The sequence below is a fragment of the Paenibacillus koleovorans NBRC 103111 genome (genome assembly GCF_004000845.1).
Classification (GTDB): domain Bacteria; phylum Bacillota; class Bacilli; order Paenibacillales; family NBRC-103111; genus Paenibacillus_AA; species Paenibacillus_AA koleovorans.
On sequence record NZ_BIMA01000005.1, the window covers coordinates 87,828 to 104,736 of the forward strand.

Here is a 16,909-nt window from a genome sequence, read left to right on the forward strand (position 1 = left end):
AGGAACCCAAGTGGCTCTTTTTAAAAAAGTATTCGCATTATTTCTGGCACTTGTAATTGGATTTAGCACATTCGCGGGGGCAACATTTGTATTGGCTGACGAGTTGACCGCTCCGGACGTAACGGTTTTGCAAAATGACTACATTAAAGTAACGGTCGACAACAAGACAGGGAGATTCGGAGTTAGGACCGTTGAAGGTCAACCGATTCGGAAGAAGGACCAAAATGTAGATTTAATGTTTCGCGGCGATAATCCGGAAAGCTCGTTTACGACTTTCCGGATTGACGGAACGGATTATATTTTCGGCAATCCGTACAAGTTCGGAGCGAGCTTCTTCTCGGAGATTACCCGTCCTCAAGTGGTTCTTAATCTGGATGGAACGCGGCAAATCGAGACAGTCTGGAAGATCAAAGGCGTAGAGATCAAACAGATTCTCAAGCTCTATTCCAATCCTAAGGATTTGCTGAACGCCGGAAATGTCAGCATCCGCTACGAAGTGGTCAATCGCAGCGGGGTCAGCGTAATGCTTGGCTCGCGAATTTTGCTCGATACGATGGTAGCCGGCAACGACGGTCCTCTTTTCCAGATCGGTACGGGCTACAAGGTTCCTCTCATGGTGGAGAGGAGGCTCGTGCAGCATCCTGAGAATAATCCGGACATTGCGGTCGACGATCGAGCGTACTATCAGCTTCCGCCTTACTGGGTCATGCGCGATAAACTCGATCTGACCAATCCGTTGGCGACCAATGTAATGGCCTATGGGTTTAACAGCTTTGGCGAGATCAATGTGAATCCGGTCGAAGAAATGATTGTCGGCCATTGGAATAGCTTGGCTAACACCAAGTGGGACTACACGCCAAACGGCAACTTGGATTTCACGCGGGATACCAACGATTATGGAACGGCGGATTCTGCCGTGGCGTTTTATTGGATGCCGCTTCCACTCGCAAATCAAGCCAAACAATCCTTTGAGACGATCTACGGTCTTGGTGAAATCGTGGAGCCGGACAAAGTATTCTCTATCCGGTTTATGGATACTCCTCAGCAGCTGGCTCCGTTGCCGGACAACAGCGGATATGTAAATGGGGGTGTCTTCGATATTATCGCAGAGGTCGAAAACTTGGCCATGTACGATATGGAGCACTCCAACATCGAGGTCGAGCTGACACTAGAGAACGGACTGAGCTTTGTCAAGCTGGATCCTTTCGGCAATATCGTATATAAGGATGGGAAACCGGAGACCGAACCGATTCAGAGCAAAGCGCTCATCTTCAACAAGGCTGCTACTCCGCAAGAACAGGAACAGGGTATTATCCCGACTTACAAGCCCGGCGATGCAATCGCGACGAAGTTCAAGGTTATGGCAAAGGGCAAACCATGGCCGACAACGAAGCAGTATATGCTTACAGCTAAAAGTCCGGAAACGGCGGCGAAGCTGGAGCGACTTCCGGATGCCAGCATCAAGGCCCAGTACGAATCTGTAAAATCGAACTTCATGCTCCTTCCGCCGATCGGCCAAGCGTTTGCAACCCAAATATATGGATTGGCCCCTAAGGAATTATTTTCTACCGACGTGAAGTATATTACGGTCAATCTGACGAACATAGACGCCTACAACACAGGCATTGGCGTAGCGAATCCTAATTTCGATTTGTACATTAAAGAAATTGCAACGGCCAAGCGATACAAGGTAGACGTTGAAAATGCAGTTCTGCTGCAGCCGGCTGATGATGGATTTTCAGGGGATATGAAGATTACGTATCGCGGCGGAGCTCTGGTGGACGCCAAAGGAAATGTGGTGGAAGCGGGTTTAGGCCCGGAATTGCCGCAGGGCGAGTATCAGGTTCAGATCGACTTCAAGGGAGACACCGGTGGAGACGAGGAGATGGCTGCGCTGTTTGATGTGACCTCCTCTCAGACGTTCAAGGTGACGGACAATCCGAAAACGCGTGTGCGTGAAGCGAATATTGTGGCCGTGTATAAGCAATATGTTGATTTGAGCGGATTGGATAATGAGAACTCAATCACTCCTGACCGAATCAGGGAGTTCAACAAGGAGTTTCCGGGCGCTGACATCCTGGATAAACATTTGCTGTGGCGATCGGTTGACTTCTATGAACAAATAAAAGATATGTTTGAATTAGTAGGCGCCAAACGAGACCCGAAGCTGAAATTCGAACACTTCAAAGAGCAGGCGCTGGAAAAGGTGCCGACCTACGCCGTCCAAATTTTTGAATCGGAGCAGGATTTAGAGGCTTTCTTCCCTTCCAGCAACACGAGAAGAGAAAAGCTTGTTGTCATTCGCGGCATGGTCAAGCAAGTGGGAACCGGGGCGGACATTCAGACCATTATAGATACGCGGACAGAGCCGGCCATTATTAATAATGCGGTTGCCTACCGCGGAAAAGATCTCGTCTTTACAAAGGGCAAGTTGGATATTTTTAACGTTTCTAAAGAACTGATTAACGGCTCCCCCTTCTTCGACTCCTTATTCGTAAGGGGAGAAGGCAAGCTTAGCGTGGCCAACAGCGGCTTCACGTTCTATAACGGGGAATGGACGCTGGACTTCAATAATGGCTTCGAGAAAAAAATCGGTCAAGGGTTCGAGATCGAGAACGATGTGTTCCCCATGAGCGATGATAACCCGGAGGACAACTCTCTTAACGGAAGCTATACATGGGCAATTGGCCGATTAGGAGACCGAATCAATCCGTTGCGCCAATTAATGATAGAGGATGTTTATTTTAACCGGCATAGTCTGTTTGCGAATCCGACGTTCATGGTCAACGGATTTGGGATCAGCTTTAATGATTTCATCCTGCGTCCGGGCGGTATTTCGTTCGGCGGCAAGATGACGCTCAAGATCGTAACGGCTGAGGCGAGAAATGTCATATTTAACGATAAGGGCTTTGTCGGGATTGATGCAAGCTTGAAATTTAACCTGGACAACGCACTGGGCCTGCTAGAGAGTCCTAAGGATAAGGAAGGAAACGGCGGAGAGATCTATATCACGCACTACGTACAGAAAGTAGATGATATAAACAACCGATATGGCATCAAGTTCCATGCCGAGATCGATAACGTAGTGGAAGTTGGCGGGGAGCTGGCCTTCAAGCAAGTGGATGACGGTCGGATTTTGCCGGATGTCATTGCATTTAGTACGACACTGCCTAAGCCGGGAGTCGTGATATCCGCGGCCACTTATTTGACTGCGATTCGTGGTGCGATTCGCGAGCTGGCCGATACGATCGCCGGCGGCTCGAAGAAGGACCCGTTCCCGCTCACGCTCCAGGCCGGCGTAGATATTCGTTTCGGCGTCACTCCTGCGAACCTGTACGGAAGCATCGACCTGACCTTGAAGCGAACCGGCATCAAGATTGTAGGTAAACTGGATTATTCACCGAAAGCCGATGCCGATAAGGATGACCTAATCCCGATGGTTACGAAGGCTTTGCTGGAAGCCCAATGGGTAACGCCTTGGTTCATCATGGCGCAGGCGGAGGTGGACGTACTTGGAATTGGCGTCATCATAGGCGAAGCGGGTTTATTCGTCGGACAGAATTTAAAGCTGAATCGAATCGATTTCGAGGGCTATATCGGAGCAAGACTCCAAATTCCCGATAAAGTTCCTGTTGTAGGCGGTTTGCCGCTAGCGAGCGTCTTCTTGGGTGCCAATAACGACAAGCTCTGGGGGAGTGTAGGTATTCTGCTGATCAAGCTCGGAATCACTTACTACTGGGGCGGCGGCGTCGAATTTGGTACATCCGGCGAGGGTCTCCCGGAAGGTCTGGTGCACCTGGTGGTAGAGGACCCGGAGAAAGGACCACAGCTGCTCGTAATTGGTGAAGGAATTGAGACGCTTGCGACATCGAAGATTAGTTCGGAGCAGGACTCGCATGAGATCGTGTACCGCAATATTGGTCAAGGACTTAGCCTGTTGGAAAACGGCGTGATTGGAGTAGGCATTGGGAATATCAAGGTGTTGAACGGCGGACGGAAGCATGAGATTCCGATGAATGGCGTTTCAGGCAACGCGATCATTGAAGTGGAGTACGAAGGAAATACGACGCCGGGCCTCGCTTTGGTGGACGGTTCCGGAAATCCATACACGATCGTGTTCGACAATACGAATACGAATCCGAACGCGAATGCGTTCACGCAGCATATTACAGCGCAACAAAATGTGAACTCTTCCGATTGGGATATGAAAACCGACGAGGTCGACCGTCGTCGGGCGTATATCATCATACCGAAGGAGAGAGCGGAGCAAGGCGGGACTTGGACGTTGACCTCCCTATCTACACCGGTGGAGACGAGGCTGCTTAATGTACCGGCGTTACCGGAATTGAAGGAAGTATCGCTTTCACCAAACACTAGTGAGGCCAATAAGTTCACGGCAAGCTGGAAAGTCGACAATGCGAAGCAAGGCGATACGATCAATCTGTATTTGGCTAAAGACTCCGTAGACCCTTCTCGCATGAAGACTATAGTAAGAATAGTAGACGGTAAAGAAATCGAAGAGCAAGTACCGGATGCCGGTGATCCCGGTCTGCTGATCGCGAAGGATGTGTCCGTCAACAATTTGGGCAGTGTTAGCGGATCGACCACTTCCGGCAGTAAAGTAATTGATGTGACAAACGTTACTCTGATGGGCAATGCGGAGGATATTCGCGGCTTGCTTCGTTCCGGCGATTATTATTTAAGAGCCGAATTGAAATCTAGTTCTTCTTTCGGAACAAAGACTTCGGCGAACAAGTTCACGCTGATCGATCCGCTGGCGCCTACGCCTGTGAGTGACGTGAAGATTGAACCGGCGGGCAACGGGTATTTCGCTCTTTCGTTTACCCCTGCGGCTGTTAAATCGGGGCAAGACGGATTCGGACGATTCTATCAGATCGAAGCCTATCAAGAGCAGAACGGCAAACTCGAGCAGTACTCGAGCTTCCCTGAGCTTCTGTATTCGAAGGAAGAATTCGATCCGTATTGGAATGAGCAAAGCGGGCGATATGAAGGAATTCCGGTTGGGGGCTGGACAGCTCAGACAACAAGCAATGCTATCAAACCTGAATCGCTGGAAGGTTCTGATGCAAAGGTACCAGTCGTGAAGCCGGAAAGTTTCGTGTATACAGGTTTGGAAGTCGGACATGAATACGTAATCGGAGTCACCTCTGTAACGAAGCCGGACAAAAACGCAGATAAAAACGAAAACTTCCATTTTGCTGCTGCGACGAATAGTTCGAAACGACTGCTGCCGATACCGGCGTTGCCGCGGATCACAGATAGTTTTAAGGACGCTGTTCCGGAAAAGAAGAACAAAGTGAATATTTTAACCAAGCAAACGCAACAAACGGTAACCCTCTACTCCGATCAACAAGACTTGGAAGTAGAAGCGTTCCAAGCCGAGCAGTCCATCGGGAAAATCAACTTTACTAATACATCTTACGGCAGCACGGGAACATTCAGCTTCGATCAGTTCCAGACAGACGGGGAGTATGGTATTGAGCTGGTGGCGACGAACAAACGGACGAAGGATGTCCATACGACGATGCTCTATTTGACGGTGGATACGATTGCGCCGGTTTTGTATCTCGATCAGCCGACTACGGGTCAGCGGACAACGGATGGCAAAATTTTTGTATCAGGTACGACGTCGAGCGATGTCATGTTTTCAGGCGTAAAGGCGATCTCAGTAAATGGCGAAACCGTTCTGATCAGTAAAGAGAAGAATTCAGTTGGTGATTACATCTCTGACGGAACCTTTTCTGGCTGGGTCTCTGTGCCTTCCAGCGAACCGAATGTGGAGCTGAACATTGTAGCCCGCGATGCGGCTGGCAATGAGAACACGGCAATCGTCGTGATCACGAACGATTCTTACAATGTGCCGGCAGGCCTCGTGCTGAGAAGCATTACAAGCTTGCAGCCTGGCCAAAAGGCGAGCATAACACCGTTCTTGGTGATGCCGGACGGCCGCGATGGCCAGAACAAGCCGAAGTTTAAGGAAGTGGCCATGACCGAGGAGGAACGGTCACGGTTGAGCTATTCGGTCACAGCCGGTGATGCGGTAACATTAAGCGGCAGTGAGGTAACTGGTTTTAAGGTTGGCACCAGCTTCATCGAAGGCAAGTATCGAGTTGCCGAGGGCATCACTCTTGAGGCAATGACCTACGCGTCGGTGGAAGTGCCAGCCCCAACTTCATTGCAATCCATTTCGGCAATAACGCAAGAGAACGGCTCGTATACGTCGACTCGCGTTGTCATCGGCACGGACGAAGATTTGGTGGGTTATCAGTTACTTTATAAGAAGTTCCCGAACGCCCAGAGCGTAACGGCTCCGACCTTCAATCAAGTGCTGACCGATTGGAGCTTTGTCCCTCCTACCGGCGATATTGAGGCGCAATCGAGCGACAAAATCGTGGTAGTGAAACGAAATACGCTGACTCAGAAGGTTGTAAGCGTGTCTGCACCGTTGCCGGTCAATATCACACAGGAAAGCCCTGGCGGAGGACTCCCAATCGGAGGCCCAGGTGGCCCAATCGGTGGCCCAGGCGGCCCAATCGGTGGCAATCCTGGAATACCTGTTCCTCCAGGGCCGAAGGACGACAAGGGGAACGTCACCTCCGAAATCAAGCTTGAAGACATCCTGAAAGCCGGCGACAAAGAAATCAAGCTTGTCTCGGACGACACTTCAGCTAAAGGCTTTAAATTCAAGCTGAACAAAGATGTAAGAGACCATGCGGTCAGCAATGACAAACCGATCACGATTCAAGTGCCGATGGCTACCTTCGTACTGACGCCGAAGATGTTGGCAAGCTTGCCGCAAGATTTGGAAGTCAGCATCACCTCGAATGACGAGCAATCGATCAATGCCGGCAAAATTGTGGCGGATTCGACGAACAGCTCTTTATTAGGCGGTGGACAAGGCGTAATGATCACAACAAATATTCCTGAGGATACATGGACGTCCTACGCTCGCACCAAAATCCGTGTGCCGGATGGAATCAAGGCGGACGAAATTACCGCGCTTGTTCTGACCAATCCGGATGGAAGCTGGACTACTGTACCATGGAAGCTGGAGTACGACGAGAAAGGGTTGCCGGTGGTTGACGTTCGGATGAGCGGCAACGGCAGCTTGAGCTTCATTCGCAGCACCAAAACATTCACGGACGTAGAGTCTGGCTCATGGGCAGAAGAAAGCATTCGTCAAGCGGCAGCCAAGCTGTTCGTACAAGGCAAGGCGGATACGACATTCGAACCGGACAGTCAGATTACGAGAGCCGAGTACCCAACTTTGCTGCTCCGCGTAGCGGGACTCATGAACAAATCCGGGCACTCCGAGTTCACGGACGTAGGTAATCAAGACTGGTTCAACCGCAGCGTATCGGTAGCCGCCAAGCTAGGTATCGTAGAGGGCTTGGAAGATGGCAGCTATGCGCCGGAAGCAACTATTACGCGTGTCGAGGCGATGACGATGATCGGGCGGTTAATGGCAGCGCTTGGCATTGGTCAGGACCTTTCGGAGAATGAGGTGGACCGCATTCTCAGCACGTTCGACGACCGCGATGCGATCCCGGACTGGGCTAGAAAGCCGACGGCCATCAGCATCATGAACGGCATCATTGAAGGCGACGGCAATTGGGTGAATCCGGGAGACGCGCTGACAAGAGCGCAAGCGGCAGCGATTTCGATCAGGCTGGACCGTTGGATCTCCGGGCAGTAAGTAAACCAGGCTCCCTCACGAGTCAATATGATTGTGGGGGCGCCCCCATTTAAGCATTGGAATACAACTGAGGCGGTGTAACAATGGCTCTGCAGCCAAAATCAAAAATTGCGCTAGTACTTATGGTCCTCTTGCTGGCGCTCGGGGGATTGCTCGGAAGCAGACTGGTGCAGGCGTCCGAGTGGTCAAGCGTAGCGGATGCGAACTGGTACAATACGCTCAACGATACATTTACGATCGACTCGGCCGTAAAGTTAGCGGGAGTAGCGAAGCTGGTCAACAACGGGAATCCCCTCGAAGGGATCATCCTTGAGATAGACCGGGATTTGGATTTGTCGGCGCATGAGTGGATCCCGATAGGAACTGAGGCTAATCCGTTCAAGGGAACGATCTATTCGGCAGACTTGAATCCGAAAAAGATCTCCGGTCTCCATGTAGGCAGCAATTCTACATATGCCGGATTGATCGGCTACATGGATGGCGGCACCATCGCGGAGCTCGAGTTCTCACCTACCGGCACAGTCCCTACTTATAATGTGACCCAAGCCGTATATGCAGGTGTCGCCGTAGGCATGATGGTCAACGACAGCACCGTGCACAACGTTCGCAACTCGATGCCAAGCTCCTATACGCAATCTACCTATGTAGGCGGGATTGTCGGGATGGGGGAAGGAACCATCTCGAGCTCGAATAACGATCAGACCATTACGGTCAACGGGGTAAACACGAACGTCGGTGGAATCGTCGGACAATCGACTCGAACCGGCCTTATCGTCAAAAAGGTTGCAAACAACGGCGCGATTACAGTGACTGGAGCTGCTGGCACTATTCAAGCCGGCGGTATCGTCGGTTATGTATCAGGACCTTTGTTGATGCACGACGAGAATACGCCAATCCTGAACACCGCGGCCATTACAGTGAACTCTTCCACTACTACATATGCAGGGGGGCTTATCGGGAAAGCGGACGGCAAACTAACCCTTTCCGCGGTATCGTCCAACTCAGGCGCGCTTTCGATTCAGTCTTCGACCGGGACAGGCTCTTTCCTCGGAGGTCTGATCGGTGGGTTCGGCACCGAGCAGCCGGATGGCACCGGGTTCAACATCAACTTCGCGAGCACAGGCGCGCTCGTCAATAACGGGGGCACGAATGTATATACGGGCGGAATTGTCGGGCGGTTGGACAGTACGCTGACATGGGGCAACAACTTCACGAATACGGTGTCTATCAGTACAACAGGTACGGCTCAGCTCTACACAGGCGGACTAATCGGTAAAGCAACGAAGCCGATCACATTCAGCGGCATTGCATCCAATCAAGGGTCTTTATCCGTTCAGGGTTCTACCCCTATGATTAATCCTAGCGAAGTGTATACAGGTGGTTTAATCGGATCGACGCTCCATTCGGCCCTACTGAACAGCTCGACGGTAAACGCGTATAGGAACAGCGGTATTTTTTCAGTTACCGGGGGAGTCGGAGTATATACAGGAGGGATTACGGGGGAGGGAGCCTTTAATTCCCCGAACTCCATTGCAAGCAACACGGTCGACCTCAACGTTACGGGGCAATCGAAAATTTATACAGGTGGTTTCATAGGTGTGATTTTGGATGGGGGACTCGGCAAATCGCTGAAAAACCTTTCCTATGCCAAACAAATTACGGTAACAGCGTCTTCATCCAGTACCGCAGGCACCATCAGCACCGGTGGTATCGTGGGCTATTACGAGAACATCAGCGGAACGGATGCTATTGAAGATGTAGGCTTCACAGGCAAAATCAATGCAACCGGTGGAGATCACGTCTACTCAGGCGGGATCGTAGGCAACATGCAAGGCGGCACGCTCAAAAATGCGTCGGTCGGCAAAACAGCTACCGATTACGCGACGATCCAGGCGGATGGCGTTGTCGGCGGTGTCGCCGGTTACTCGAAAGGCACCATTGATACCCCAACCGTGAAATACATCGGCCTGACAGTAAAGACGATCAACGGATTTGCCGGAGGGATCGCAGGGAAAGCGCAAGGCGCAATAACTGGAGCGACTGTAGGAGATGCGAACTACGTCAATCCAAGCGCGCCAGCCGATCCTTACGCTATCAGCATGAAGCTGGAAGTTTCCGTTCCAAGTGCGACGGATGGACAAGACCGTTTCACGGCGGGCGGCATCGTCGGGATTAACGACGGCGTATTGACGATTGGCGCGGGAACCAGCAACAAGGTGTCCCAGATCGGCCTGATCAACGAAGTCGGTCGCAGTCATTATGATCTCGGCGCAATTGCCGGAGCATTGACTGCGGTTGCGACTGTAGGCGCGGCAGGGGCTCCGATCCTGATCGAAAATGTCAAGGTGACGGTAAACGCGCTTCAAGCGAACGTCGGCGGCGCGGTAGGCCGAAATGCTTCCACGAAGCTGTCGATTTCGGCGGACGGCATGCAGCTTGATGTGCCGACGGCAGGAGTCAATGTCGGTGGTCTAATCGGCTTGAACATAGCAACTACTGTAGAGCTCGACCCGAATCGGAAAATGGCCGTGAAAAACTTGACGATCAACGGAACGGCCGCCAACCTCGATTTGGGCGGTCTCGTGGGTGAGAACACAGGAAAAACGCCAAACGGTTTGGCGAATACGATTAAAATAACCGCGTCGGGAGCCAACAACCGAATCGGCGGAGCGGTCGGGTACAACACCGGCACCACAACCGACGCTAAAGTGGAATACGCGTCGCTGGAGCCGCTTGGCGCGGGCATTCTTGCAGGCGGGATTGTAGGTTATTCGGAAGCGCCTGGCGGTGGAACACCGCTTGCCTATATTAAGGATTCTACTCTGTTGATGGGGTCCGATCCGTTGATGACGGCAACCGTAGCGAACAGCCCGATAGGCGGTATCGTAGGATATGCGAAGACGACCGAGATTTCGAATCCGTCCGTCCAAGCGGTCGAACCGGACTATGCCATGATGATCGTAAACGTTTCGAACGTCAAGGCCGGCGGCATCGCTGGACTCATTGAGGAAAGTTTCATCTTGGGCGATGGATTCCAGGCAAACTTACAGAACGTAGCGATCACAGCTTCGACGAACGCTACCGATGTCTACATCGGCGGGATCGCCGGGTACAACAATCGTACGAAGATCGACAAAATATCAGGCTACAAAGTGAACCTTTTCGCCAATGGTCCAAGACCGATCGTAGGCGGGATGGCGGGATACAACATCGGTACGGCCACGGCCATTATTTCTAACAATTATATGGAATCGCTGAATATCAAGATCAACAGCGGGGGCACGCAGGCGAAAGCGGGCGGTTTCGTTGGTCTGAACGATGTGCGCGCCATCGATCCTACCGTGGATCCGACAACGGCGGTCAGCTCGATTCAGAACAGCCGCTTCGTCGGCACCGTTCAATCGTTTGCAAACGATGCGCTGCTAGGCGGGATGGTGGCGGAGAACCGCACCTTGATCGCGAATAACAGCATTACGGACAAAAACGGAGTCATCTCTTGGGGCGACAACAGTACGATCGGCGGTCTGGTCGGTTGGAACATTGCCGGCGCCACCATGTACTACACGTACTCCAACGCCAATCTGACGGTTGAGGGCAATCACAGCTTGGCCGGCGGTCTCGTAGGATTGAACGACGGCAAAGTCATCTCCTCCTACGTAGATATCGACGTAACGGGCAATGCAATCGGTACGGACGGCAATCCCGTCTATCTGGGCGGTCTGGCCGGACGGAATACGAGCACGATTGAGAAATCATACACTTCCTCCAGAGTGACCGCGAACGGGCCTTACTCGATCGTCGGCGGCTTGGTCGGCGAATTGCCGACAGGAACGGTAGCCAACTCCTATGTAGCCAAAGAAGTATCGGCAACGAACGCGAACTCGTACGCCGGCGGTTTGCTGGGCCGAATAACGAATGGACATGTAGCGACCAGCTACTCTGCCGGTCATGTCTCGGGCTCGAACGGTGCCTTGGCTGGCGCCTTCATCGGACGTTACGACAACCAAGCGACGGATTTGATCGATACGAGCTTTTATCTGAAGGATGGGGAAATCAATAAAGACTTGCCGGATTTCGCCGAGGGCAACCACATTTGGCTCAATCTTCAAGCGCGCCTTAGTACGATTCTGAAAGAGACGCTTGAGGATCGCGAAGTATTTCCGGTGTGGGCAGCTACCGGGGTAGGGCCGGATTGGGATTTCGTCAACGTATGGAAGTACGGATCCCCGAACGCGCAATATAAATTCCCGGAGCTCATCCGGACGGCCAACACCGGCGGCGATACCGGCAGCGGCAGTGTCAATGCGAATGTCAACTGGTTCATGAAGGATAAGAGTGCGCTGTTCTTCGACATCAAGACGGAGGCGGAGCTGGCCGGTCTGGCTGCGATCGTCAACGGATCGGTACCGGGGATGGAGCCGTTTAACTTCGCTTTGCGCACGGTAAGGCTGTTGAATCCCATTCATATCCAGTCGTCTCAATGGGAGCCGATCGGCAACAGCGAAGCGAATGCGTTCCAAGGCACATTCCTGGCGAACAATCACTTGATTGACGGCTTGTCGATCCAGGCGGCTCACAACTATTCCGGATTATTCGGGGTTATAGGCAATCAAGGGCGAGTCAACAAGCTCTATATGGAGCCGATCTTCGTGGCAGGCAACCAACATACGGGGATTGTAGCCGGCTGGAACAAAGGGACGATCGACACGACGGACATTCGTCTGCTGGACGGTATGACGGTTCGAGGCAATGTGGCCGGAGCGCTTCTGGGCAAAAATACAGGCACACTGACCAACATTCATGTCGTCGTAAAGGATGGCAGCCGAGTCGAAGCATCGGGCAACAACGCCTATGTCGGCGGCATCATCGGGGACAACTATACGCAATTGGCAATGAACAGCTACGATTATCAGGTTATAAAAGGCAGCGTGGGCAGCTCGGTGGCGAATGCGACAGTAGGCGGGTTGATCGGCCGTCAGACAGGCGATGCGACCAACCTGCAAGTGGAAATCGTAAATAAGCTGACGATCTCGGCATCCGGCACGAACAATACGGTCGGAGGTTTGATCGGACGTTACGCTTCCGGGCACGCGGAGAACATTACGCTGACATACGGTGGCGGTGTGTTAACGGCTACCGGTGCCGGATCGACGATCGGCTCGCTGATCGGACAATCGGATGCAGGCAATACGCTCCGCAACATTAAGGTGACCACGGCTAGCGCAGGTCAACATCTGAGCGGTAACGGCACGGTAGGCGGCATCGTCGGGTTGAAAATCGGAGCGGGCACAACAACCTATGACGCGGAGAATGTGAAGGTGGAGAAAATTAATCTCTCTTCCTTGAGCGCCAGTCCGCAGGCGACGGTCGGCGGGGTGTTCGGCAAGCTCGACTCGGCGGCGGTTGTCAAGCCGGTGTTCGCGGCCCATATTCAAGCGGTCGGCGATAACGTAATCGCGGGCGGAGTTGCCGGACATAGCCTCAACTCCATCGTGAATCAGGCGGACGTCGATTCGGATATCGCAGCTACGGTGCGTACGGAAGGCGCGGTAGGCGGAATCGCGGGCGTTATCGAAGCTAGCAATGTCAATCAGGGTCTCGATTTCGGCAATTTCGCTCCTTTCTACAAAGGCATTTATGATTCCAAGGTTCACTCGCACGCCATCGTGGCGGACGGAGCAAGTCTAGCAGGAGATTTGTACGTAGGTGGACTTGTCGGCAAAAATAGCACGGCATCCATCTACCATTCGACCGCAACGTCGAAAGTAGAAGCGCATAACGCTAAAACCGCTACTGCAGGCGGGTTGGTCGGTCACAGCAACGGCATTATTGTCAGCTCGTACGCCCGAAACACGGTTAGCGCCGATACCAGCGTTTACTACCATGTCGGCGGCGTTGCAGGTCGGACGGATGGAGGAGAGTTCCATTATACGAATGCGGCAGGCGGTTCGGCAAACAGCGTTACTGTGGGCACTGCAGCAAGCAAGTCCGGTCATATCCCGGCTACTCGAGTGGGCGGATTCGTAGGCACGAGCGATCGGACCAAGTTTACTTACTCGTATGCCAGTACACCGGTTACCGTGCTGGACACGAACCAAGACAATACAATTTACGTCGGCGGATTCGCCGGTGTACTCGGGGAGTCGACCGTAGGGACCGGAACGATCCAATGGTCTTATGCGGATGGGCTCGTGACCGTAGAAGGCAAAACAGGCGTACAAGCCGGCGGATTCGTTGGGTTGATCGACCGGTACACGATTACGGATTCGTATGCAAAAGCGAACGTGATCAACTCCGGCTTTGACACGCGGACGGCAGGCTTCGCGGCATCCGTTGAACGTCGTGGCGTAATCAAGAACGCCTACGCGCTCCCGGCTTCGCTTGTGACGAATGGGATCAACCATGCGACACGCGCTTATGCAGGAGGCTTTGCAGGCTACAACGACGGTCAACTGGAAAATGTATACTCGGATGTTCCTACCATTACCATGAATGTAACAGGAGCGAACGTTTATAAAGGCGAACTGGTCGGATATAACTTCCGAGACGGCAAAATTATAACTTCGAAGTATAAAGTGGCTGGGAATGCAGTCGGGCATAATGCCGGAACGGCTCCAGGGGCAACGCAGGCCGATCTGACAAGCTCGCTTGGGCTGGAAGATTGGACTTTGGATCCCGATCCGGTGTTCCTGGATCAAGCGCGCACAGGCGAGGCCGTCATCATGACGCCGGCTCAGCTGCGTACCGCAGCTCTGCTGCACAATGATACTTCCTTGAACTACTATCGTCTTTATGATAGAAACCCATCGGTACGTCCGGCTCTCAACTTGATCACCTTGGGTGCGGATCTGGATTTGAGCGGTAAACGATGGATTCCGTTCGATAGTTACTCTGGTGTAATTGACGGCAAAGGCTACAAGCTGTCGGGCCTCAAGCATGTGATTGGCAGCGAGTCGGTATATGGCTTCGTCGCCGAGAATACGGGCACGATCAAGAACATCAACTTCGTGAACGCCGAGATCACATCAGGCGCTACGGTCGGGATTGCAGCCGGCATCAACCACCCGGGCGGCGTGCTCAGCAACTTGACCGCCAGCGGCCAAGTCAGCGGTACTACACTTGCGGGCGGCATCGCCGGTCAGAACGGCGGTACGATCACTCGCGTTACGATGGCTGGCACTGTAACCTCTAGTGGCACTGCGGCAGGGGGATTGACAGGGAATAATCTGGCGTCGGCCACGATCTCCGAGTCGTTCGCTTACAGCGATGTGAGCGCGACTTCCGCGCAAGCAACCGCGGGCGGCATTGCGGGGATCAACAGCGGAACAATTTCCGATGTGTACAATGCAGGCCGCATCACAGCAACGGGCACCTCATGGGCCCGTGCTGGCGGCATCGTTGGTTATGCATCAGCCGGCAGCATCAGCCGCGCTTTGAACTACGGCGAGGCGGTTGCCGGGGTAGGCGGGAAGCTCATTCCCGGCCAGACGTTCTACGGCGGCATCGCCGGCTTGAAGGAAAATGCAGCGGTTGTCTCCGACTCGGCCTTCAACAGGCAAATGCTCAAGTCGAACACGGCCTACTACAACGCGGCGGGCGGACGTACGACCGGATCGGCTGCAGGAGCGGCTGGTTTGTCGGCGAGCGCGCTTACTTCCGGCACGCTGCCTTTGCAAGCGAATCTGAACGGCGCGGTGTGGCAGGCAACAGCCGGCTACTTCCCGACGCTGAAGGCGTTCGCCGGTTCCGATCATGCCAAGCTCAGCTCGGCGGCGATTATCTTGAACGCCAACGATATCGTGAACCGAATCGATTCCGCGTTTGAATTGACCAAGGATAGTACGATTGCATGGACGGGCAATCCGGCGGAAGTTACGATCGGTCTCGTTTCCGGCAATCTGAAAGGCACATTGAAAACCGATGGCAGCACCGTTCTGAAAGCCACCACAAATGGCTTGAGCCGCAACATCCTTCTTCACACGGAAGCGCTGCGCTATGATCCTGTTGCCGTTATGCCGAAACTCGTGTCCGGCAACACAAGCTTCAGTACCTTAACGTCGGTTGTGCTTGCCACGGACGAACCGAGCGGAGCGATCTACTACACGCTCGATGGCAGCGAACCAGACGAGAGCTCGACTCTCTACACCGGTCCGATCTCATTGACGGCTACCAAGACCGTCAAGGCGGTTACTTTCGTAGAGAACAAAGAACTTAGCGATGTATATAGCGGCACATTCACCCTTCAAACCGGTGGAGGCGGCGGTGGAGGTGGAGACGTACCTATTCTGCCGACGCCAACCCCAACACCAAAGCCAACCCCGACACCGGCACCGACACCAACGCCTAAGCCGGGCACCTCGGTCAACATCGGCGACGGGTCGACGGATGGGGACGGCAAGACGCCTTACACCGTACCGCGCAACAGCAAGCTGGAGCTGGTTACGGAGGAAGACGAGATCATTTACTACACGACGGACGGTTCGACGCCGACGAAGGATAGCCCGATTTACAAAGGCGATCTGCTGATCACCGGCAAAATGACGATCAAGGTGATCACGAGCAAGAGCGACAAAGTGACTACGATCCAGTACGAGACGGAGTACGCCAAATTCGACATTAAACCGAATGCCGCGGACATTCCGTACATATCGGGATATGATGAGACGACGTTCAAACCCGACGACGCCATCTCGCGTTACGAGCTGATCGACGTGATCGCACCGCTGCTGGACAAAGAGGACGTCAACGTCGGCAATCTGTTCAGCGATGTGAATAAAGGTTCGGAAGATTTGGTCGCGTTCTTCACATCGGCGGGCATTATCGAAGGATATCCGGACGGCAGCTTCGGCGGCGCCAACGGACTGACGCGAGCGGAATTCGTCGTCGTCATGTCCCGCGTGCTGAAGCTGGACATCCAGAATACCGGAGACACCGTGCTGGGCGATGTGCAAGGCCATTGGGCCGAGAAGTACATCAACGCCTTCACGGCGGCAGGGTACGTCAATGGCTTTCCGGACGGCACGTTCCAGCCGGAAGCCGAGATCACACGCGCGCAAGCCGTCGTCGTGATCAACCGAATCATCGGCGCGGTCAAGAAGAACGTGCCGGCGAAGTACAACGACTTGACGCCTGAGCATTGGGCGTTCGAAGACATCATGTCCGTTTCGAAATAATAGGGAGGAGAACGGAACG

2 protein-coding genes are annotated in these 16,909 nt (G+C 53.3%); both read left to right on the forward strand.

Annotated elements, in window-relative coordinates:
- Nucleotides 1-10 precede the first annotated feature (10 nt).
- Nucleotides 11-7,717: an S-layer homology domain-containing protein gene (locus tag PKO02S_RS03000; RefSeq protein ID WP_127579605.1), complete on the forward strand. Its 7,707-nt coding sequence runs from the start codon at nt 11-13 to the stop codon at nt 7,715-7,717.
- 83 nt (nt 7,718-7,800) lie between these two features.
- On the forward strand, nt 7,801-16,890 hold the full coding sequence (locus PKO02S_RS03005) for a chitobiase/beta-hexosaminidase C-terminal domain-containing protein (protein ID WP_127579606.1): 9,090 nt from the start codon (nt 7,801-7,803) through the stop codon (nt 16,888-16,890).
- Nucleotides 16,891-16,909 lie beyond the last annotated feature (19 nt).

Bases quoted from the DNA above. Each gene is read 5' to 3' on its own strand.
- PKO02S_RS03005 (WP_127579606.1), top strand. From the start codon at position 7,801: ATGGCTCTGCAGCCAAAATCAAAAATTGCGCTAGTACTTATGGTCCTC.